This is a genomic window from Thalassospira lucentensis (assembly GCF_050516545.1).
In the GTDB taxonomy this organism is placed as follows: Bacteria; Pseudomonadota; Alphaproteobacteria; order Rhodospirillales; family Thalassospiraceae; genus Thalassospira; species Thalassospira lucentensis_C.
Window position 1 is genome coordinate 2552334 of the sequence record NZ_CP191544.1, and the last position, 22361, is coordinate 2574694.

Consider the following 22361-nt stretch of genomic DNA (forward strand, 5'->3'; position numbering starts at 1 on the left):
TTTCAGTCTTAAACGAGGCGAACGGGCTCACCATACTGATCAAGCATAGTGTCAGCGGTGAGCAGCAATATGCCCTCGGCCTTTGCCTGTGCAATCAAAATCCGGTCAAAAGGGTCTTTATGGACCGGCGGCAGGGTATCAACCGCAAGGGCATGCTCACTTAGCATCGGAAGTTCGGTGTAACCGTTATCAAGCATTCCGCGACGAATCAGGCGCGCATTCGCTTTAAAATCTGGGCGCTGAAGGCCGTTCTTGATCGTAATTTCCCAAATGCTGATCGGACTGAAAAGAAGTTCATTTTCCATATTCGACATCAGCTTGCGCGCAGCAGTAGAAAGCTTTTTATCCTCTTTTGCGGCCCATAGGATCAGTTGCGTATCAAGAAGAAGTTTCATCAGCGTACGCCAAACATTTTTTCGATTTCATCCTGAGCCATTCGATCAAAATCGTCAGGAACCAAAATTTCCTCTTCCTTTAAAAAGCCAATGCGTTTCGGGATGGCTTTCTCTGGATGATAAGCCGACATTTGCACGACAGGTTTGCCCGCCTTTGCAATGACAAGCTCCTCACCATTCATGACGCGTGCAATCAAGCGCGATAAATGTGTTTTGGCTTCGTGAATATTGACGATACCCATGACCATCTCCAATTAGACTAAGTTAACTTAGTCTACCCCAAATCGCATTGCAATGCGCGCCAAAAGTATTCCGAAGATTCCAACGCTTATGGTTCTGTAATCACGCGTGCGCCCAAAATAATCCCGCGCTCCCCGCTAATCCGCTGAATGGTTTTCATCCCGCGGGTCAGGCCATAAAGGACTTCCATATCGCCAGTTTCCCGCATCATCGATGCTTGCTTGCGCGTGATAGCATAGAGGTTGCGCAAGGCGTCTTCAGACAATCCGCGCAGGGCATCTTCCTTTGTCGCCCGATCCGGGTCTGGATGGCAAAAGGAAAGCGGTTTTTCAGGATCAAATGCTTCATTCATCGTCCTCTTTTCTATCACTATTGAAAGCGCCCACACCATCCAGCTTTGCGTCCAGCGCACATAGTTCTGTTGATCTACGCCAAACCGCCCGATCCCGGCGTAAAACACATCGCGCTTGGCATCAAACAGATGTGCTGCTGCCCAATTGGCAACCTTGATGGCTCTTGCCACATCGCCAAACCGGCACAGGCTTGCCATAGATTGGGCCACCGCATGGGCGTCAAGATAGCCGTCTCTACCCGCGAAATTGCGCGGAATTCCTTCATCATCGAAACAGTTGCTGCGGTAAAACACCCAACCCCGCTCGATTGCACTTTCAAGCCCGCCCATACCCGAAATTCGCAACCGATCCAGAAGATCAAGAATGTAGCCGGTATGGAATCCATCAACAAAGCGATGATGCCGACGCGTGCCATAAGCCCAATTGCCGTCAACCTGCTGCGCATCCACTATGCGGCGCACTGCCTTGGCTGTTTTGTCGTTTCCCGCTCGAACACAGTTCAGGGCAAATGCGGCCCACAGACTGGCATTGTGAATTTCGCAATCATCATGGCCCAGATAGGCGAAATGCCCATCCCGCCAAAGACTGCCTTCGATAAAATCCGCGGCCCGCGTCAGAACATGTTGTTCAACGGGCGCACCACCCCGGATCAACCCATCAATGACAAAGCTCGTCACAATGGCGTTGCTTTGGCCACGTTTGGCATGAAATGCCCGTGCCTGCCATTCAAACGGATATCCCCAGCCACCATCAGCATTTTGCACGTCACATAAAGTCGCGCTGAAATCACCAAGAACCACACCACCGCCAGCCCCCTGTAATAAGGCCAGCGTTTTCGGGTTTACCGACGGTGGGATCATCGCAATGGATCGCAAGGCACGCGGACCGCGCTTAATCGCCTGTAACCAGATCAAGCGGGCAAGCCGAAACCGCCCCAAGCCCGACGCATGAAACAGGCGACTTTCCAAGCCGTCAAACGGATCAGCCCCGGCATAGCCCTCCTGCTTCATGCGGGCCAAAACCCGATCCCGGATATTGATCAACTGATCTTTATCCATGCGGCGCATCCGTTTGCGCGGCAATCCCGGCGGCAATGCCACAACACATCAAATAATGCCCATAATTCAAACTGTTATCTGTGACCATGGTTACCATCACGGAAAGCAATATACACATAGACAACCGCGATGGGCGCACCACCGCGATCATAACCAACCAGCCCGCGCCCCAAAGCACTGCCCCAATGATCCCGGTTTCAAACAGCATCCTGAAATGATCGTTATGCAACGCGCCAAAGGATGCAAAGGACGCATATCCTGATAAAATATCCTCCACCGACCCGGCACCAAAACCCAACCATTTATGGGTAGTTGGTGCGGCAATCCACATATCGGCAAAGTCACGCCAGAAGGATAAACGACCGCTGCCATGGGTCATCAACAACCGTGGCAAATGATCGGCAACCATCCACGCCGTCGCTGCGATTACGCAGAAACCAACCATCCATGTCCATATGCTTGAAAACCGAACACGTCCGGCAAGATTGATCATCATTGCCAGAACCGCAATCCGGGTTTGACTAAGCAACACGGCAAGTGCGGCAATACCTGCCACCACCTTGCCGCCGCGCCACACCGTCACAGAACACAACGCGAAAAGCCCAAGAAACAAGAACGGATGATTAAGCCGCATGCCCTCATGGGTGAGGTAAAATGAGCTTGATAAAGGCAGATACACAACCAGTGCCGGCATCATGACACGTAAGCAATCCCGCCCGATCAACATGCCCCCCGCAAGCCCCACCGGCAGCATCACTAAATTGCCGATCAGTCGAATTTTTTCATGCCCAACCCCATTGCCGGTGGTCAGCAGTGCCATCAATCCGCCAAGCAACAAACCCCCAACAACCGCCCCACCAGAAAACCGTAGCCGCCCGCCAAAACCGACAATCATCAAAAGCCAAAACACCAACAAGATCAGTTTGGCCGCCATCCCCCCAGCACCCAGTAGCCAAAGCGAACAAACCATCACAACATTGCCGACCAGCACCAACCAAACCGGCAGAGGATTGACACCATAAGTCGCAGTTTGATCCGGAGTAGAAACGTTGGTTTGAGTACTGGCAACAACCTGATCCATCATGCCCAACCTCGCGCATTAAACCTGTACGCAGAACAAAGCCATAAGACAGACCGTGCTTTTTCCGTTAGGCTGAAGACATTGTTTTCAAAGCAGATTGGCGTGGTTTGATGCATCGGCTGGCACGATATTGCCTGATGACCCAGATTGTTCTGGCCCCGGTTCTTTTGGGCGGGGCACGGCCATGGGCGGCAGCACTCCTGTCGATTTTGACAGGCATTGGCATTCTTGCCATCTGCCTGACTGCAAACCCCGTCAAACCGCGCCGCTATCTTGGTCGCATTTGGTTGGTCGTCGCGGCATTGGCAGCTTGGAGCCTGCTGCAATCGCTGCCGGTTTGGCCGATGCAAGATGCCCCGTTTAACGCCCCGCGCATTGCGCTTTATCCCAATGCTTGGATAACCATGACTGGCAACTTGATCTGGCTTGCGGGCAGTATCACCTTGGCATCCATGGTCGCACAGTCCCGGCCATATCGGTTTGCCCGCGATATTGCCAAGGTCATTATCGCATCCTGCGCGCTGCAGGTTTTCTTGGCAGTTCTGGCCGTGATCTTGGGGTTGGAAACCACCTTTTGGTTTGCCAAACACGCCCATTTGTCCGATTGGACCGGAAGCTTTGCCAATCGCAATGCCTTTGCCGGTTTTATGGGAATTGGCATTGTGGCATCGCTGTACCTTTTCACCCAAAACACAGCCCGAACCACAGGCAAACGTCTTGATCAATTGGGTGGTATGTTGGCATTGGCACTCATATTCGCCGCAAGCCTGATCCAAAGCCATTCGCGCAGTGGTATTGTCCTTGGCATTCTTGCCAGTCTGGTTTACGTGGCCCTTAACACGTCTAGAAACAATGTGATGAAACGCCTGTTTTGGGCGGGGGGAACCGGCGTTGCCATGCTGCTTGTTTTCGGTTTGGCGGATCAAGATCTTGCAGGCCGCTTTGCCGAATTGACGCGCTTTGATTTGATCCAACGCGATGATGCTTGGCAGACCGCCCTTCATGCCATTGCCGATCGCCCCATTACGGGATTTGGTGCAGGAAGCATCGCCCTTGTCATGGGTCATTTCGCCACCCCGGGGCTTAACACCAACGCCCATTGGTTTAGCAGCCATAATTTGTGGCTAGACGGTGCGATGATGTTTGGCCTTCCCGCTGTCATAGCGTTACTTGTCGCAGGCTTACTCGCGCTGAAATCCATCTTGAATAACGCCATCACCCCATCAGATCGTGCCTTAACTGTCTCCTTGATCGGCTTTGTCCTGTTGGGCTGTTTGGTCGGTTGGGTCATGTCCTTACCCGCCCTTATTCTGCCGATTGCGGTATTATGGGTTGGCGTGTCTGAAGCCGGGCTTGCACAGCGCGGCGAAGGTCTCGAACGCGTTGATCAAATGGCGCAATCGCGATTGCCTGATCAAACAAGCTTGCGCTGATCTGCAAATTTCCAGTTGCGCCTTCCATTTCTGCCGCGGCGATCAGGGACAGTAAAACCGGATCGAATGGTGCAGATTGCAAATGATCCTTGGCAACCCGCAAAACCAGATCAGCATCCCCGTTTGCGATGGATTGCGCCAATTGGTTTTTGCGCGCTTCATCTTCAAACCCGTCACCATTGGCAAATCCCGTCCGCACATCCGGCAGCATCATCAATGCGGTGATTTCAGTGCCAAGACGCAGCCCGCCCAAACCGATCAAAACAACCGCCACCAAAATCAAAGCAACCCTCATGACACCTGCCCTGCTACTTGTCGTTCTGATCCCGCTTTGCCATAGGCCACACGCGGACGTGCGCTGTTTAGAATGATGCCATCGGGGGTAATCCCGGCGGTGCGCAATTGATCCAAAGCATGGCTGATGTCATCGCGCTTGCTATGCCCGCAGCGCACAGCCAGCAATTTAACGTCAGAGCCCCGCAAGGCCACCACGCCATCGGCAATCGACAGGATCGGCGGCGTATCAATGATGATGTGCGAAAACCGGCCACGTAAATCGGCAATCACACCACCCAGTTTCGTTTCAATCAGGCTGGTGGCAATTGTGCCGGGCACCGCCATGCGTGCGCCCAAGTAATGCACCCCGGTGCTTTGAGGCCAAAGGGCATCTTCAATCTTGCCATCGCCCGATAAAACGGCGGTCAGATCGACAATACCTTGCTGATTTTCAAACACCGAAACCGGGCCCGGATCATGCAAATCCGCATCAAGCAACACAACCGATCCCCCCATTGCCGAGAGTTTATCGGCCAGTGCCCGCGCAAGGTGACTTTTGCCATCCCCCGGTGCAGCTGATCCGATGGCGATCACTTGAGATGTATTGTTGGAGGCACCTGCTTCTTTTGTTTGCTTGATGGCGTTTTGATCCAAAATCCGCATCAAAACCGCCAAATGCCCAACCGCTTCATCCCCCGCCATTCCACCGCCACCCAGATCGGGGATGCGGGCATAAAGCGGTATTCCCAACCGGCTTTCCGGTTCAAAATCATTGCCAATGGTCTGATCGAAATAATGGCGCAACACCCCCGCCCCGACAGCCGCAAAAATTGCCACCATCACGGTCATCAAAATCAAATCACGCTTAGCGGGAAATTCGGATTGCGCTGGGGCCGTCGGGCTCCGCAATATTTCCACATCACCTCTAAATGACGCCAGTTCACGGCGGATGGTTTGAACATGCAGGCCCAGTTCCTGAACATTCTGACGCGTCATCGCAACAGATCGCAACAATGCCGCCTGTCCTTGTAATCGGGCATGGCGGTCCGCCATCCGGCTTTGCCAGTCATCGCGTTGCTGTGTGACCAACCGCAATTGTTCTTGCGCACCGGCAAGGTTGAGATTGAGCTGATCTGCAACATCATTTGCCAGCTTGGCTAAAGCCCCGCGCAATTCATCCAACTCGCGGCTTTTGCCCTGCATGACCGGGTGCTTGGGTCCATAGCGTTGATCAAGGGTGGCAAATTCCTGCTTTTTCGCATCAAACTGCGTGATCAGTTGCGCAACCACCGGATGGTTTGCGACGTCCGGTATGGTCAAAAGGTCTTGCAGGCCAGATGCTTGATTACGGCTTCGTGCCGCCATTCGAATGCTTGTCAGTTCCTGACTGAGTTTTTCCGCCTGTTCATCAAGTGCATAGATGCGATCAAGCATCATTTTGCTTTCATCGGCATCCAACACACCAGCTTGCAATTGCCACTGTGCTAAATCTGCTTCATGAGTATTCAGCTCATTTTGGGCGGTTTCAAACTGCAAAACTGCCTCGGCAAGTTGCCCCCGCATAACGCGCTTTTGCCGATCTTCACGTTGCCAGACATAACTTTCGACCACTGCGCGCAACACCGCCTGACTGACATCCGGATCATAGGCGGTAAATCCGATTTCAATCACCGCTGCATTGCCAATGCGGCTTGCATCCAGACCGCCACGCAACTGATTGACCCCGCGTTGCTCTGCCGGTTCTGCAATCGGTACGTTGGCTGCGCCCAACACAGACCGCACCAATTGCGTCAATCCACCATCAGACGGCTTGGGTGTAAGCAAGACACCTTCTCCGCGCAGAACGGCAAGTGCCGTTGCAAGGGTTTCCTCCCCCTTGATCTCGGCAATGACCGTTTCGATCATCTGCGCAGTTAACGTGTTCTGGCGAAGGGCCGTGCTGCTGTTCGCACCATCAACCGGCATCGCCGAAGCATCAGACAATCCAATTTCGGCAACCGCCCGATAATCTGATTGCCAATTGCTAATCAAAATTAGCACCCCGACAAGCACCAAAACAAAAGCCAAGGCCACAACCCCACGGCGCTGCCACAAGATAGCAATCAGATCGCGCAACGATGGATCAAAACGGTCTGTTTGTGCGTCCGTCATCTTGGGCTTACATTCTCAAGCTCGGGAATGCGGACAGTATCTTTTTCCTCATCAGAAACTCCCCACCCTGCACCATCTGCAAACATCGCAAAAGTGCCGGTATTGAATGCTTGGTAAGACGGGATTTGAATAACGCGTGGTGCTTTTGCCGGTTGTTGGATCACAGTAGGAGATGGCTTTGGAGCACCACTTTGCACTACCAAAATCGGGGCACTAAACCCATCGCGATTTCGTCCCCCAACGCCAAATACCCGTGCGGCCAAATCAGGTGCGGTTGTTTGCACAAGACCGGCAAGCCGTTCTGGTTCAGGGTGGATGTTTAAAATCTGCTTCACCACCCCACCCAAGACGGCCTCAAGCAAAAAACTATTCGCCCCCATACCGGCCAAAACCACATCAAACAAGCCCAGCAATGCACGGATAGATGTATCCGCAGCTTGCCAGTCAATTTCGCTATCTTTGATATCGACTGAAAGTGCCTCATCTGCCGGGGCAAGAACCCTATTCACAATTTCATCAATGACATCCTGAACATCATCTGGATCAGAAATCCCTGCCAATTTGGCGTTCATCCAGTCTGCGGTTACCTGTGGGTCACCTTGGGCAAAACCATCGGCCCAAACCACTTGCGCATGGGGCTCTCCCGCGCAAAGTATCATCGGGACGACAGTACCAATGAACGCTGCCTGTTTAGCCCAGTGACGGAGCCTTTTGGCGTGATGGGCAACAATGCCTGGCGCAACCAGTTTGGCAAAACCGACAAGCCCGCTTGCATAGCGCGGGATCATGTATTTTGGCTGGCACATGATGCGCCATAAGAATTCCAGTCCGGCCTTTTGCCAGATCAATGGCGCACGGGTGACCTTCCCGGCCAGCACGTCAAACGCGCCGCCAACTCCCATGGCAAACCGGCACCCGGTTTGAACAGAAAAATGTTCAACGAACAGCTCCTTGCGCGGTGATGGCAAGGCAACAAACAATGCATCCGCACCACTTTTCCGAACGATTTCAGCAAGCTTTGCATCATCTGGTTCATAGCCATGATGCATCCCGGCAATCACAAGATCGGGGTACGTGTCCCTTAGTTTGTCTGAAAGTTTTTCAAGTACATCGGCCCGTGCACCGAGTAAGAACACGCTTAGCCCCTGCTTGGCAAAGCGGGGCAAAAGGGCCTTCATCAGATCAATGCCCGTTACCCGCTGGGGCAGCTTGATCCCCATGAGCCGGGCCGCCCAAACAACCCCCATACCATCTGCCGACAGGCATGTGGCATTTTCAAGAGCGTAAAACAGATCAGGATTGCCAATCGCCTGCGGCAGTTTCACAGCATTCAGAGATTGCTGGCGGAAACACGAAACGGCCTTTGCTGTGGCCGAACGATCAAGCCAATCGCAAATGTCGGCACACAGTTTTTCCTGTCGCCGAACATCAATTTGCAAACCGAAAAACGTTGTTTTCCCCTGTTTCATTCACCGCCCTGTTTGCCCGGTTTCGACCGCCGAGCCCCCCAGTCAAATCGCGTTTTTGTTTGGTCCCGTCGATACTTATGCCAATGGGCAGGTATCGTTTAATTCGTTGATGCCAATGGTAACTTATGATTGAGTTGCCGACAACAACAGCATCTAAAGGCGCGCAAAACGGTGAAGGTAGCATTACTAACAAACATTGTTCCGCCCTACCGTTTCAACGCCTATGAAGCTTTGCACAGGCACGCTATGGCGGCTGGTGGTGGTTTGAATGTGATCTGCACTAGCCGCACCGAACCGCAGCGCAATTGGTTGGATCGCACCGCGCAATTTGATCAACAAACCTTGCGCGGCATTCATCTTCGTCTTGGTGAAAACCGTTTATTGTCAATGCCAATCGGAACGTTACGCACCTTAAACCAGATTAATCCCGCTACCTTGATCCTGGCCGGGTTTGGCATTGCGCAATGGCAGGCGCAAAATTGGGCAATCAAGCGTGCCATTCCCACCATCTTGCAATTCGACGGTTGGTCTGGATCAGATGATCGTTACCTTAATCCGGCGCGCCGCCATATCCGCCAGCGCATGGTGGCAAAGGCAGATCGCTTTATTGCAGCGGGATCGCACGGTAAAAAGTGGTTTGAACACTACCGCATAGATACGCAAAAAATCTTGGTCGCCCCAATCCCAATCTCTTTTGAACCATCCCAGTCAAATCGCCCATTTGCCGAACGTCACTTTGATCTACTTTGGTGTGGGCGCACGACATGGACCAAGGGGTTTGATCATTTTTTAAAAATCGCGGCACTGCTGGCCAAGGCTGGCGCCATCAAAAAAGTCGGCATTATTGGCAGCACGAATAGTGATGAAACAACCCAATTGGTTGCGACATACGGCCTTTCAAACATCACCGACATTCATGGGCAAATCCCCCCAAATCACCTTCCTGCATTACTTGGCGACAGCAAGCTGTGTCTTTTTCCCACTCGCAATGACGCCTATGGCGTTGGCGTGATCGAGGCAATTGCATGTGGTGCCCTCGCCGTGGCAAGCGACCTTGTTGGCTGTGCCCCTGATATGCTCGAACGCACCGAAACCCTTCGGGCTGAAAACACCGGGGACTGGGTTTCTGCTTGCACCAGGTTGTTGCAAAGCCCCGATCATTGGGACCATGTCCGTCAAACCCAAGCATCCAAGATCAGGTTTAATACCGCACACCACCATGCAGATGTGATGTGGCAGGCCGCCACGCAGGCATCAAACACATCAAAGGCGACCCACAAATGGAACTGATCAATTCAGATGGTGTGCTGCCCAAATCATCACCGTCAATCTGGATGATCAGCCGGATTGATCAGGCCGCTATTCTGGCAAGCCACCTTGCCCGGCAAAACCGGCTGGTCCGCTGGGACAGTTTCTGGCGTCATAATGGAAGCGGGCCAGTCACCCCGCCATCGCGGCAGGTTGATCCGATTTTGGCAACAATTCCCGGCCGTCATTTGATCCCCGATCTTTTGGCAAAGACCGCACAAAAACTTCGCCTCCCCGCCCATAATCTTTATTCCGATATTCCCCTGTCTCTGATGGCGGCATTACAAATGCCAAAAGCCGATATCCTACATGGGCAGGGAAATTACAGCCTGCCTGCCATGCGCCGTGCCAAGGCGCGGGGTATGATTACGATTTCAGACGTCACCGGCCAACTTGGGGAAATTCGTCAACAACAGGTGGCGGATGAATATGCCGCCCACCAGAAAACCTACCGCGAGATATCGTCATTTCTTGCCCGGCGCCGAACCGAAGAAGCCCGGTTTTCCGACGCGGTTTTTGCCCCATCTGATGCTGTCGCTGATGGTCTTCAACGCTGTGGTATCGCACCAGGTAAGATTTTTCTCGTGCCGTTTGTTTCACCCTTGTGCCAATCGCTGTTGCACCGGCAACGCGCGGCGCAAACCGATACTGTCATGCGCCTTCTTTATGTTGGCAATCTGTCACTGGCCAAAGGAACGGCGACACTTTTGGCGGCGTGGAAATCATTACGCGACCAGTTCCGAATGCGCATCAAACTAACCCTTGTTGGCACGGCAAAACCCTGTGCGATGGACCTTCTGAAAAATCTGCCTGATGGCTGTGAATGGCTTGGTCCATTGCCACAGGCTGCGGTCGCCGATCTTATGCTGGGTTCTGACATTTTTGTATTTCCCAGCCTGTCAGAAGGCAGCAGCTTGGCAACGATGGAGGCCATGGCGGCAGGCTGCGCAGTCATCACAACCTTTGACGCCGGAAGCCCGGTGATTAATCAGATCAGCGGGTTGATCATCCCACCGCGCGATCCATCCGCGATCTCAACCGCTGTGACCGCGCTGATCAACAATCCAACCATGCGCCGAAACATCGCACAGGCCGGACGTGCCCAAATCGCACGGGATTTGCAAATCGGATATGGCAACCGGGTGGATGCGGCTTACGAAGCGGTTTTGTCGCGCCATGGATAAACCGCGCCACGCTTTATCGCATTGCCTTTATCCGCTTTGGCTGGTCAGCGCCAATCTGATTGCCCGTCTGGGCGGCATGATCATTCTTGTTTTGATCGGGCATGCATTTTCATCAGATATGCTTGGGTCATATTTTTCGATGTTGGCACTGATCGGGCTTGCCGTTACCGCGACACAGGCCGGAAGCGGCCCGCTTCTGATCCGTTTTGCCCAATCAAATCGCCATCGATTTGCATGGGGCGGTGTCGCAATCCGGCTCCTCATTGCCATGATCGCAACTATCATTGTCATGATCACCACCCCTGAACCACTTGCGATTTATTGGCCTCTTATACTGATGCCAATGGCGGCTGCCTTATCCCCGGACTGGATGATTGCTGCGCGAACCGAATTTTCCCGGCTGGGGGCTATTGCCATGATCGCGCAACTGGCCGGGATTTCAATGGCAATTTGGGCGGTTATGTTTGATCACGCCATCGCGCTCTTTGCTATTGCGCCCAGCATTTCGATTGCAGGCTTAATTGCTTCTTCCGTCTTTGCGGTTAATCCAGGCAAATCTAACCCCACCTCTCCTGTCGGCCATTCGCCAAGTCGGGCAACAACCTTTGGGCTGATTGGCTTCACCTTATTAGCGGGCTGTTTGCCAAATCTGGATTTCGTTTTATTGGGGCAAGACAATCACGCCTTATTCATGGCTCAGCGGGTTTTTCTGTTCTGTGCCGGGTTGCTTACCGCCATCGCATCAACATTGTTTGCCAAACGCCAATCTGGCGCCCTTCGCGATGTTTGGCTGCTTTTACCGATGGCCGCGATATCGCTTATTCTGATGGTATCTCCCCATCAAATTGCGATGCTTATTTACGCCACCCCAAGCCCTGAGCTGATTGAAGTTCTTCAACACGGCGCCTTGTGGCCCATATTCCTGGCCCTGCTTACCCGTCAAATTCTTGCATTGCAGGAAACACCACATGCCGCTTGGCTGGGGTGGGTTTGCCTAATTGTTCTGATCGCAACCACCTTTTTGATATCCCCCATTCTTAGTGCAACTGACGTTATTTTGGTTGCGCAATACCGGCTGGGTTTTCTCATCCTTATTCTAATGATTTGGGCGACAATCACATCAAGATGGCGGGTTTCAGCATGACAAAACTGCAAACCTCAATAGACAATGCTCAACTGATTTCGGGCCAATTTGGTGATATCGAATTTGGACCGTGGGGAATTGAATGTTCTGATCAAGATGGCTTCATCACCTTGACAGACACGACCCGAAACGCCCGTTATCAGGACGGCATTTGGCACCTGCCAACCGGACGTCTGAAAATCGAGCTTCACACCAAGCAGATTGATACAAACAAGATCGCGATTGCGGCAACTTTTACGGCACTTGATGATATGGCCTTGCAAGATGCCGTCATTCGGTTGGTCTTTGACAAGGATGCGATCAAATCGGGCATCATTAATGATCAGGTCTTTGTTCATACCAACAGCGACAAATACCGACTTTATCCTACCAAACAGGCACAGCTTGTTGGCGTTTCCGGGCATTGCATCACGGTAACACTTGATGCAACCAATGGAGCCGCCCGGTTTGATCCATATCTCTATCTGCGTGATCGCGATGATCTTTGGGTCATTCACGCCCGGCTCCTGCCGCGTGATCCGGTCGATCAAATATGGTTACGGTGGGCCAATCGGTTCTTTACCCTATCGGCCCCCAACCCTGTTGCCCGGTGGGTATGGCAAATTTCCCCGCTTAAAAATCTGCTTTGGCGCATGCGCGAACGGTTGGGCCGTAGGTGTCCTGAAATACAGGCAGTCCCGCTGAATACCCTTCGCAAAGGGCAAGTCTTATCGCTGGAGGTGACATGTCATTTTCAGTAAGCCATACGGAGATCACTCAACGTTGTCTTCAACTGGCACACCTAATTGCCGATGATCTTGCCACACGACAACAAAGCAATGGCAGTTTTCCCTTACCCGACTTCTACGCCAAGGCCTTTGCCGCCAACCTTTGGGACCACATTGATCGTGATAAATATCGCATCAATATTGATCGCGCGCTTCATGCCCTAACGCATCAGCCACAAGATAGAAGCTACCACCGCGAATTCATTGAATATGCACTGCTTGATATGCCGGGCTTATCCCAACAAAGACGTTTGGAAATATTACGTTCATCACCAAACCAATGCCCGGATGTTGCCAATTGGCAAATCCTTGGCCTGATAAATCGCCGATCGCGTGCAAACGGAATTTGCGACAAAGCCATTAGCATCGCCCATCACCACTTCATCCGTTCGCGCTATTGGCGTTCTCCGGCATTTTTGGATCGTCCACCAAGTTTTTCTGCTCAGTATCATGCCTTTTGCACAGCCCTTTTGGCCGATAGCCAAAACCGGCCTCAGCAACAAATGGCAAAAACCGCAACCCGATTGATTGCCGATATGACCGGGTCACACGGATATGCCAACTTGATTGGCCGGGGTGCAGGGCAAAGCTTTGGCGCAGTATGCGCACTTTTCACGCTTTTGAAATACGGCGCGACGGATCAGGCTTCTGTAATCCTGCGCCATCTTGAAATTGCTTTTGATAAATGCGGCTCATTGCCGCTAAATCTGCTTTCCCCCGTACCGTTGCCGCCAAACCCCGGTTCGGAAAACCCGAAAACACCCGGCTGGTATAGCTATAACCGCCATGATGATTATCTGGCCTTTGCCGGATATTGGTTGTTTAAAACCGCCAATCTAGCGCCAGTAAAAACCGCGATCACGCCGCAACCACAGCCTGACCAAGCATCACAGGTTTTTCTATTTTCATCGAGCCATTACCACGCGCAAATGGCTCTGTGCGGCGAACAGTGTTTTGATTACACACCTGTTCCCGTCATCGTATCAGGCCCTAGAGAAAAAGCTTGTCTATTGCTGCCGCCCACGGGTGGCGAACAAGACAGTCCAAGCCTGTATGGTCCGGCGACTGTCCCGCTTCCTGCTTTAAACGATGGTGAAATAGCCCGCTTTGCACGTGCCAAACGGCGATCTTCAAACCATGTTGAAATCGCCTTTGAACTGGCTGGCATTAAAGGTCAAAGAGACATCATTTTTAGTGAAAATGACGTCACTATCAAAGACCAACTTGGCAATACCCAGTCCGAAAAAGCAAATCTGTTTCGTATTCTAATTGATGAAAATCTGGAACTCTCACAGAAGTCCGACACAGAGTTCGCAGTACCCAAGATCGGTGTCACGATCACATCAGATCATCCACTTACCCTTGATAAGAAAGATGCCTTTAGTGCGGCCGGTGCCGCAACGCGGATCACCGCCCACGGGGCAAACTGCGCCACTCTTAAACTCCGGTGGGAGGATCAAGGATGAGTAATCCCATCACCCTGATTACAACAGTACGCAATGGCGATATTTTCCTTGAACGTTTTGCGCAAAACATCATGGCAAGCTTGCGCCCGCAAGACCACATCATCATTGTTGATGATGGGTCCAAGGTGCCAATATCACTGCCTATACCCTTGCAAGATAATGATCGTATTACATTGCTAAGCCCCGGTCCTATCGGACGTGGGGCTGCCCTGAACCTTGCGATCGAAAACGCTCCAACCGATCTGATCGCCATTCAGGATATTGATGACCTTTCGCTGCCCGGCCGTCTTGAACACCAATCTGAATTCCTGAGCCACAATCAGGATGCGCTGATTTTCACCCGTGCGATAACTGACCCATGGCGACCATGTTTTGGCCGTGCCCATAAAATCCCGGAAGCCCGCCTATATCTTGGAAATCCGCTGCACCATTCATCGCTTGCCCTGCATCGCGATGTTTGGAAACGCGCCGGTGGCTATTCAACCGATATTCCCTGTTGCATTGATCTGGAATTTTATCTTCGTGCCTGTTTGGTTGCCGAGGCGACTATCTGGCGACTGAATGAGGTATTGGTTGAACGCAACCTTGATCCGCAAACACGTTATTTTGCCGGTATTCCCGCCAAGACATATCAGACCACGCGCCAACAGGTCCTTGATCGCTATCACGCACAGGTTTCACCGTCTTTCTGGCTGGCTCTTGCACAAATTAGGAACCGACTGACGCGGCCGAAGGACACAGCACCATGACCAAACGCGCAAAAATCATTGCCATGGTGCAACTGCCGCCACCGATGCATGGTGCGGCAAAAATGAACCAGCACGCGATTGAAGCCCTGTCACAAGATTTCGACCTTCACCTGATCGAAATGCGCTTTGCCCGCGACCTTTCTGATATCGCGCGGGTTTCGCTTCGCAAATGTGCCATCGCCATTTGGCTGTTGCTGCGTCTGATCTGGGCCTTGCCCGGCAGTCGCGCATTTTATATCTGCTTTGCGCCAACCGGCGGGGCCTATTACCGCGATTGTCTTTATGTGCTAATCGCCAAGATGTTTCGCGTTCCCGCAATCCTCCATATCCATGGGCGCGGCCTGCCAACAATGCGGCAATCGCGTTGGGGACATTGGTTTCAAAACCGCGTCTTTGCCAAACAAACCGTCATCTTACTGGGCGAGACTTTGCGACCCGAGGTAAGCAACCTTACATGCGATATCGCGGTCATTCCCAACTGCCTTGACTACACGGCCTTTTCAAACGCCCCAACAGATGACTGGCACCCACAGAAACCTGTTCAAATCCTGTGGCTTTCCAACCTGTTTCGCGCCAAGGGCATTGAAACCCTGATTGCTGCCTGTGCGCTGCTGCGCGATCAGGGTACTCCATGTGAACTCACGATTGCTGGCGCGGCCGGTGATATGAACGCCGAGGACATCGAAAAACTTCTGGCAGACTTTGCTTTGACCAACACCGCCCGCTATATCGGCCCGGTTTCTCATGCACAGCGCAAAGCAGCGTTTAACCAGACTGATCTGTTCGTTTTTCCCAGCCATTATGCCAATGAAGCCCAACCGCTTGTCGTGCTTGAAGCCATGGCAGCAGGCGTTCCCGTCATCACAAGCAATATCGCGACCCTGCCGGAATTCGTACGAGATGGAAAAACCGGGCGATTATGCCCGCCCAAAAATCCTGCGGCGCTGGCGAACGCGATCAGGGATGCGGTCGGTTCTCCAACACAGACAACAAGAATGCGCAAGGCTGCATATCGCCTGTGTCAGGACCAGTTTCGCCGCGATCAGTTCGCCCGATCACTCCGTGATCTTGTCTGTGATGTGATTGGTCATAACCGTCAAAACACTTCACATTCAAATCATGAGGTCGCAGAATGCCGTTCTGCAAACGCCAGTCCCACGACCTCAGGACCGAAACCAGATGACCCGTGACGAGTTTAATGATTTTTGCAAATCACTGCCGCACACCACCCATGTGGTGCAATGGGGTGGTGCCGATGTCTGGAAGATTGGCGGCAAGGTGTTTGCCATTGGCGGATGGACCAAAAACGATACGCTTGGCATCACGTTTAAAACATCCGAAATCGGCTATGAAGTTCTAAAAGAACAGCCCGGCTTGCGTCCAGCACCCTATCTTGCCTCACGCGGCATGAAATGGATCCAGCATTACGACAAACCGGGCCTTGCCGATGATGACCTGCAAGGCCACATCGAATACTCATACAATTTGGTGGCCTCGGGCCTGACCAAGAAATTGCAGCGTGAACTTAATATTCACCAAAATTGAATAATCAGCCCGATTATATCGGTCTACAGGCGCCAAAGATCGATATCCGCCGGAACCGCATCGCGCGGCAAAACCGCACGCACATCAGCAACAAAGCCCTTGCCGTCTTTCAGCAGGCTTTCGACCAGCGGCCACCCCTTTGTGACATATTCCTTGTGCGACACAGCCAGAACCAGCGCATCAGCCGGTTTCAGGTCATCATCGCCAAACAGTTTCAAGCCATCAAACTCATGGGCGACTTCGGCGGCATCTGCATGCAGGTCATGCACCTGAACCGTAATCCCCGCGTCTTCAAGTTCACGAACAATATCAATCACGCGCGTGTTGCGGATGTCTGGAACATCTTCCTTAAACGTCAGGCCAAGGACCGTCACAGTCGGGTTTTTGGTCGCACCTTCGCGCAGCAAAGCCCGGATAACCTTGTTGGCAACCACTGTACCCATGCCATCATTGACCCGACGACCGGCCAAAACCACCTGCGGGTAATAGCCAAGCTCTTCAGATTTATGGGTCAGGTAATAAGGATCAACACCAATGCAGTGCCCGCCCACCAGACCCGGCGTGAATTTAAGGAAATTCCACTTGGTCCCGGCGGCTTCAAGCACATCACGGGTATCAATGCCTGCACGATCAAAAATCAGCGACAATTCATTCATCAGCGCAATGTTGAGATCACGCTGGGTGTTTTCAATCACCTTGGCAGCTTCAGCCGCCTTGATCGTCGGTGCCTTGTGAATACCTGCAACAACAACGCTGCCATAGACATCGGCGACGATATCAAGGGTCGCCTGATCCTGACCGGAAACCACCTTCGTGATCGTGGTAAAGCGATGTTCGCGGTCGCCGGGATTGATACGCTCCGGCGAATATCCAACCGTGAAATCGGTCCCGGCTTTCAGGCCTGAAACATCTTCAAGGATCGGAACGCAGACCTCTTCGGTCGCACCGGGATAAACCGTGCTTTCATAAACAACGATGTCGCCTTTTTTAAGGATGGCGCCAACGGTTTTTGATGCCGAACGAAGCGGTGAAAGATCCGGGCGGTTTGAACTGTCAATCGGGGTTGGCACGGTCACGATATGGAAATCGGCCTTGGCCAGATCCTTTGGATCATCACTGATCAAAAGATCCGCTGCGGCCAGTTCATGCGCATCAACTTCACCGGTTGCATCATGACCGGCATTAAGCTGCGCAATACGCGACGCATTGATGTCAAAGGCAACGGTGCGCCCGATGGATGTTCCGAATGCAACCGCAACCGGCAATCCAACATACCCCAACCCGATAACAGAAATCTTGCGCCCGTGGCTCATTGCTCAACCCTTGAAAAGAAACTCTTGTCTGACTTCTAGCCAGCCGACAGCCAACCGTCAATAATCCAAACCAAATGCAAACAGGGCATCCCAAACTTGCGATGCCCTGCCTGCAAAATCAACGTGGTGTAGGGGCTTAGCCCTTCACCACGATATTCAGCAATTTCGGCGTCGGTTTGGCGATATAGATCACCTTGACAATCTCTTTGCCCTCAAGATGGCGGGCGATATTTTCATCCGCCTTGGCAAGAGTTTCAACCGTCGCCTGATCGGCACCGGCTGCCACCATTACCGATGCGCGTTTTTTGCCATTGATCTGAACCGGCACTTCAAATTCGTCATCCTTGGCTTTTTCGGCATCAAATTCCGGCCAGTCAAACTTGATCACGGATTTTTTCACACCGAACTCATCAGACGCCATGCGGCTCATAAGCTCTTCACCAAGATGCGGAGCAAACGGGGCGACCATCAAGGCCAATGCCCTGGCGTGATCGTCATGAACCGCGTTCTGTTTGGTCAGCGCATTGGTCAACTCGATCAAGGCGGCAATTGCCGTGTTCAAACGAAGATCGGCGATATCGCCGGTCACTTTGGCAATGGTTTTATGCAGCTGCGTTTCGATCTTGCCATCAACATGATCGGTGCGTTCCATCTGGGTCGTGACTTTCCAGACGTTGGACAGGAACCGCATCATGCCGACAATCGCATCGGACTGCCAGGGTTTGGAGCTGTCAAGCGGCCCCATATACATCTCGTAGGTTCTGAACGTATCGATGGTGTATTGATCGCAAATTTCTTCTGGCGGGATACCGTTTTTATACCGCTTGCCCATCTTGCCCGGAACCGTGATCAGGGCTTCGTTGGTTTTGGCGTTGAAAGGCTGCTTTTTGCCTTCAACATCGCGCATTTCAACATCATGGATGTCAACATAGACACCACGAGAATCTGAATAGGCATCCGCCGTAATCATGCCCTGATTAAACAGTTTCTGGAACGGTTCAGGCGTTCCGACATGGCCAAGATCAAACAGGACCTTGTGCCAGAAACGCGAATACAGCAAATGAAGCACTGCGTGTTCCGCACCACCGACATAAAGATCAACCGCACCCGGCAATGCTTTGCCGTTGGCATCGGTGCTTTTCGCCCAATAATCTGCGGCTGCTTCGGATGCGAAATTGGCATTATTCTTGGCATCGAAATAGCGCAGATAATACCAGCACGACCCCGCCCAGTTCGGCATGGAATTGGCATCGCGCTTAAAGGCACGAACTTCGTAATCAACACCGCCATGCGAATGGGTTGATCCAATCTCTGCCGTAACCGGCAAGACCGAACCATCTTCCAAAACGATCCCGGCCACCGCCATCCATTCCTTGGCGCGCGCCAAGGGCGGCTGCGGTTCGGAATTGGGGTCTTCGTTCGATACCGGTTTGAAATCGGTCATTTCCGGCAAGACAACCGGGAGGGCTGCTTGTGCGATACCATGCACCTGACCGGTTTCCTGATCAAACAGAACCGGGAACGGCTCGCCCCAATAACGCTGACGCGAGAACAGCCAATCGCGCAATTTATACTGCACACGACCGCGGCCAATGCCCTTGCCTTCCATCCATTCAATGATCTTGGCTTTGGCATCCGGGGTCGAAAGCCCGTCAAGCGACACTTCACCCGTGGCGGAATTAATCGTCTCGCCAATGTCGGTCTGGGCAAGCTTAAAGCTTCCCGGTGCTTCGATATAGCGCGCATGAAGGGCCGCAAGATCAAGGTCCGCCGCATCTGCCGGTGCGTTATCTTTCAACCAGCCATCAGATGGCTTGGTGGTCGCACGGATTGGCAGATCAAATTTATGGGCGAATTCAAAATCGCGCTGGTCCCCGGCCGGAACCGCCATGATCGCACCGGTGCCATAGCCCATCAGGACATAGTCCGCAATCCAGACCGGGATGTCTTCACCCGTCACCGGGTTGGTGGCATGCGCACCAATAAACACGCCGGTCTTTTCGCGTTCGGCATCATCCTTGGCCGATACGGCCTTAAGTTCCGATGCCTGCGCGCGGTAGGCTGCGATATCGGCCTTTTTGTCATCGGATGCCAGCTTATCGACCAACGGATGTTCCGGGGCGAGAACCATATAGGTCGCACCAAAAATCGTATCGGGTCGGGTGGTATAAACTGCAATCTTGTCGTCAGAACCGTTTGCAAGCTTGACCGGGAAATTCATCCGCGCGCCAACCGAACGACCGATCCAGCCCTTCTGCATTTCAACAACGCCGTTCGGCCAATCAAGACCTTCAAGATCGGCAACCAGACGATCGGCATAATCGGTAATGCGCAACATCCACTGTTTCAGCGGGCGCTTGTAAACCGGGTAATCCCCGCGTTCGGACTTGCCTTCGTTGGTGACTTCTTCATTCGACAGAACCGTGCCCAGCATCGGGCACCAGTTGACCGGCACCTCATCGACATAGGCCAGACGCCCGCGATCAATCGCACGGTCAATCTCTTTGCCTTCTGCCTTTGTGCCATCGCCAATCACGGCTTTGGGCTGCGGCACGCCATCTTCGTCCAGCACCCATTCACCGGATTCAAGAAGCGGGCGCAGCTCGGCAATCGGGCGGGCACGGCCATTGATGGTCTGGCCTTGCGGGCCTTTCCATTCAACGGTCGGGTCATAGAAACTGTTAAACAGCTGCAGGAAAATCCACTGCGTCCATTTATAATAATCAACATCGGTGGTGGCGAAACGGCGATGCGGATCATGGCCAAGGCCGATCACTTGCAACTGACGCAACATATTTTCGATGTTGGCTTCGGTGGTGATGCGCGGATGCTGACCGGTTTGAATGGCGAACTGTTCGGCCGGCAGGCCAAAGGCATCAAAGCCCATGGAATGCAGAACGTTATAGCCGCGCATCCGCTCGAACCGGGCTTTGACATCCGTCCCGATATAGCCCAGCGGATGACCGATATGCAGGCCAACCCCGCTTGGGTACGGGAACATATCCAGAATGACGCTTTTCTTTTTGGCGGCGTCGAAATCCGCATCGCCCGGATTGGGGGTACGATAGGTATCGTTTTCCCGCCAGTAATCCTGCCAACGCTTTTCAAATTCCCGCGCACTGTCCTGATAGTTCGCCACGCTCAATCAACTCCTGCCTATCGGGCCCGTTTGGTGGCCTCGGGTGCTGCCCATAAGGCGCGCCTGCCAAACCAAATCGGGTTACATATAATACTGAACCTGTGTTCATAAGCGGGCTTTGCGCGCTGTGCAACATCAGATCGCAGGAAACTGGCGCAAATACGAACGATTTTCCAACCTTGGCCCATCCAACATCGCCCTTCCCGCAAAGGTCAAAATCTCAACGCGGCATGTTCCCCAAACCACAGATTCCCGCCTGCGCGCGGGCATGACGATTTTTAACACAACGTCACGCCCCATCTCCGCCCCATCCCCGCATAATTCTTGGGCGATCCCCTACCTTAAACGCAGGGCGGCATTGCAGCCCCATCAACCTGAAATTTCGCAACAAGACTGGATTTTTCACAATAAAGATGCCATATTAAACAGTGAAATTTACCAAGTAATTGATCGCACTGGAATTTGTGCGATTTATCTGCTTGGCGAAAGTGCCCGTTAACCGAGATCAACGCGGGCACAGCTCTCAAAAGCTCTCGTCCAGGGAGGACGTATATGGATATCACCATTGGTGGTCTGTCATCCCAGCAATCCGGCGCCTCTTCGCGCTCGGCGCAATCATATCTGCCGGGACAAAGTGACACTGAAAAAACGGGCAATAATGGCACCTCTGCCTTTGCGGCGGCGACGTCTGTTACCCTGTCTTCAGAATCGGCCAACCGTCTTTCAACCGATCAGATCGTTTCTGCCATTAATGAAAGCCTGTCTTCGACCGGTCTTTCCTTGGGCAATGTCGATCCCGGTGAATACACCCCCGAAGCGGTTGCAGACCGTATTCTGGCCCGCGTTGGCGATTTGATTGCCGCAAACGCAGATTCAGAATCCGAAGCGCAGGAAATCTTTGATAAAGCCAGCGAAGGCATTCAGCGCGGCCTTGAAGATGCGCGTGAATTCCTTGAAGGCCTCGGTGCGTTGAACGAACAGATCAACGGCAACATCACCGAAACCGAAGAACGCCTGAACGAAGGCCTTAAATCGATCGAGCAGCGCCTGACGGAACTCTATAACAGCTCCGCATCAGAAGAAGCCGCCGAAGCAGCAACCCCGGCCCGTGACGAGCAGGTCCTGCAATCGCAGGTCACCCAGACCGCACAGGCCAGCCAAGCTTACGCTGAGGCCGGAACCGCCGCTCAGCGCAATGCGCCACGGTATGGGACCAACGGGTAACGCTCCAAACATCTCGTTCGCGCAGATTAAAACTGGCTCCCTTGGAGCCGGTTTTTTTGTTTTCCA

The 22361-nt window shown here is 52.8% G+C and carries 19 protein-coding genes; 10 read left to right on the top strand and 9 right to left on the bottom strand.

Annotated elements, in window-relative coordinates:
- Positions 1-8: 8 nt before the first annotated feature.
- The 4 genes from ACQ0MK_RS11840 to ACQ0MK_RS11855 form a co-directional block, all read right to left on the bottom strand.
- Positions 9-395, bottom strand: coding sequence for a type II toxin-antitoxin system VapC family toxin (locus ACQ0MK_RS11840; RefSeq protein ID WP_430472771.1), 387 nt, complete (start codon positions 393-395; stop codon positions 9-11).
- Positions 395-637, bottom strand: a complete 243-nt coding sequence (locus ACQ0MK_RS11845) for a type II toxin-antitoxin system Phd/YefM family antitoxin (RefSeq protein ID WP_430472772.1) — start codon at positions 635-637, stop codon at positions 395-397. Before ACQ0MK_RS11845 ends, ACQ0MK_RS11840 begins: the two co-directional genes overlap by 1 nt.
- A gap of 86 nt (positions 638-723) precedes the next feature.
- Positions 724-2046 carry a prenyltransferase/squalene oxidase repeat-containing protein gene (locus tag ACQ0MK_RS11850; protein WP_430472773.1) on the bottom strand — a complete coding sequence of 441 codons (1323 nt, stop codon included), beginning with the start codon at positions 2044-2046 and terminating at the stop codon, positions 724-726.
- Entirely contained in the window at positions 2039-3130 is a 1092-nt protein-coding gene (locus tag ACQ0MK_RS11855) for an O-antigen ligase family protein (RefSeq protein ID WP_430472774.1), read from the bottom strand. Before ACQ0MK_RS11855 ends, ACQ0MK_RS11850 begins: the two co-directional genes overlap by 8 nt.
- Positions 3131-3264: 134 nt before the next feature.
- On the opposite strand from ACQ0MK_RS11855, the gene ACQ0MK_RS11860 reads away from it, so the two are divergent.
- The gene (locus ACQ0MK_RS11860) at positions 3265-4560 is read left to right on the top strand and encodes an O-antigen ligase family protein (RefSeq protein ID WP_430472775.1); all 1296 of its coding nucleotides are present in this window, start codon (positions 3265-3267) and stop codon (positions 4558-4560) included.
- 291 nt (positions 4561-4851) lie between these two features.
- Here ACQ0MK_RS11860 and ACQ0MK_RS11865 read toward each other — a convergent pair whose 3' ends face one another.
- Both ACQ0MK_RS11865 and ACQ0MK_RS11870 read right to left on the bottom strand, forming a co-directional pair.
- The gene (locus ACQ0MK_RS11865; protein ID WP_430472776.1) at positions 4852-6987 is read right to left on the bottom strand and encodes a GumC family protein; all 2136 of its coding nucleotides are present in this window, start codon (positions 6985-6987) and stop codon (positions 4852-4854) included.
- The gene (locus ACQ0MK_RS11870; protein WP_430472777.1) at positions 6984-8456 is read right to left on the bottom strand and encodes a WecB/TagA/CpsF family glycosyltransferase; all 1473 of its coding nucleotides are present in this window, start codon (positions 8454-8456) and stop codon (positions 6984-6986) included. The genes ACQ0MK_RS11865 and ACQ0MK_RS11870 overlap by 4 nt, the downstream gene beginning before the upstream one ends.
- A gap of 270 nt (positions 8457-8726) precedes the next feature.
- Between ACQ0MK_RS11870 and ACQ0MK_RS11875 the strand changes: the two genes are divergently transcribed.
- Positions 8727-9746: a glycosyltransferase family 4 protein gene (locus ACQ0MK_RS11875; RefSeq protein WP_430472778.1), complete on the top strand. Its 1020-nt coding sequence runs from the start codon at positions 8727-8729 to the stop codon at positions 9744-9746.
- On the top strand, positions 9737-10948 hold the full coding sequence (locus ACQ0MK_RS11880; RefSeq protein WP_430472779.1) for a glycosyltransferase family 4 protein: 1212 nt from the start codon (positions 9737-9739) through the stop codon (positions 10946-10948). The genes ACQ0MK_RS11875 and ACQ0MK_RS11880 overlap by 10 nt, the downstream gene beginning before the upstream one ends.
- 27 nt (positions 10949-10975) lie before the next feature.
- Here the strand turns inward: ACQ0MK_RS11880 and ACQ0MK_RS11885 are convergent, their stop codons facing one another.
- On the bottom strand, positions 10976-11239 hold the full coding sequence (locus ACQ0MK_RS11885) for a hypothetical protein (RefSeq protein ID WP_430472780.1): 264 nt from the start codon (positions 11237-11239) through the stop codon (positions 10976-10978).
- A gap of 124 nt (positions 11240-11363) precedes the next feature.
- Between ACQ0MK_RS11885 and ACQ0MK_RS11890 the strand changes: the two genes are divergently transcribed.
- Genes ACQ0MK_RS11890 through ACQ0MK_RS11915 form a run of 6 tightly spaced genes read left to right on the top strand, consistent with a single transcriptional unit; the run spans position 11364 to position 16619 of the window.
- A complete protein-coding gene (locus ACQ0MK_RS11890; RefSeq protein WP_430472781.1) occupies positions 11364-12092 on the top strand; it encodes a hypothetical protein in 729 nt (242 codons plus the stop codon).
- Positions 12089-12832, top strand: a complete 744-nt coding sequence (locus tag ACQ0MK_RS11895; RefSeq protein ID WP_430472782.1) for a hypothetical protein — start codon at positions 12089-12091, stop codon at positions 12830-12832. Before ACQ0MK_RS11890 ends, ACQ0MK_RS11895 begins: the two co-directional genes overlap by 4 nt.
- Positions 12817-14325 (top strand): hypothetical protein, encoded by a 1509-nt coding sequence (locus ACQ0MK_RS11900; protein WP_430472783.1) that lies wholly within the window; start codon positions 12817-12819, stop codon positions 14323-14325. Before ACQ0MK_RS11895 ends, ACQ0MK_RS11900 begins: the two co-directional genes overlap by 16 nt.
- Entirely contained in the window at positions 14322-15074 is a 753-nt protein-coding gene (locus ACQ0MK_RS11905) for a glycosyltransferase family A protein (RefSeq protein ID WP_430472784.1), read from the top strand. The genes ACQ0MK_RS11900 and ACQ0MK_RS11905 overlap by 4 nt, the downstream gene beginning before the upstream one ends.
- Positions 15071-16264, top strand: a complete 1194-nt coding sequence (locus ACQ0MK_RS11910; protein WP_430472785.1) for a glycosyltransferase family 4 protein — start codon at positions 15071-15073, stop codon at positions 16262-16264. Before ACQ0MK_RS11905 ends, ACQ0MK_RS11910 begins: the two co-directional genes overlap by 4 nt.
- A complete protein-coding gene (locus ACQ0MK_RS11915) occupies positions 16254-16619 on the top strand; it encodes an MmcQ/YjbR family DNA-binding protein (RefSeq protein WP_430472786.1) in 366 nt (121 codons plus the stop codon). Before ACQ0MK_RS11910 ends, ACQ0MK_RS11915 begins: the two co-directional genes overlap by 11 nt.
- A gap of 23 nt (positions 16620-16642) precedes the next feature.
- Here the strand turns inward: ACQ0MK_RS11915 and ACQ0MK_RS11920 are convergent, their stop codons facing one another.
- Together ACQ0MK_RS11920 and ACQ0MK_RS11925 are read right to left on the bottom strand one after the other, a co-directional pair.
- Positions 16643-17932, bottom strand: coding sequence for a nucleotide sugar dehydrogenase (locus ACQ0MK_RS11920; protein ID WP_430472787.1), 1290 nt, complete (start codon positions 17930-17932; stop codon positions 16643-16645).
- Positions 17933-18068: 136 nt separating this feature from the next.
- Positions 18069-21071, bottom strand: a complete 3003-nt coding sequence (locus tag ACQ0MK_RS11925) for a leucine--tRNA ligase (protein ID WP_430472788.1) — start codon at positions 21069-21071, stop codon at positions 18069-18071.
- 552 nt (positions 21072-21623) lie between these two features.
- Between ACQ0MK_RS11925 and ACQ0MK_RS11930 the strand changes: the two genes are divergently transcribed.
- On the top strand, positions 21624-22295 hold the full coding sequence (locus tag ACQ0MK_RS11930) for a DUF5610 domain-containing protein (RefSeq protein WP_430472789.1): 672 nt from the start codon (positions 21624-21626) through the stop codon (positions 22293-22295).
- Positions 22296-22361: the final 66 nt, after the last annotated feature.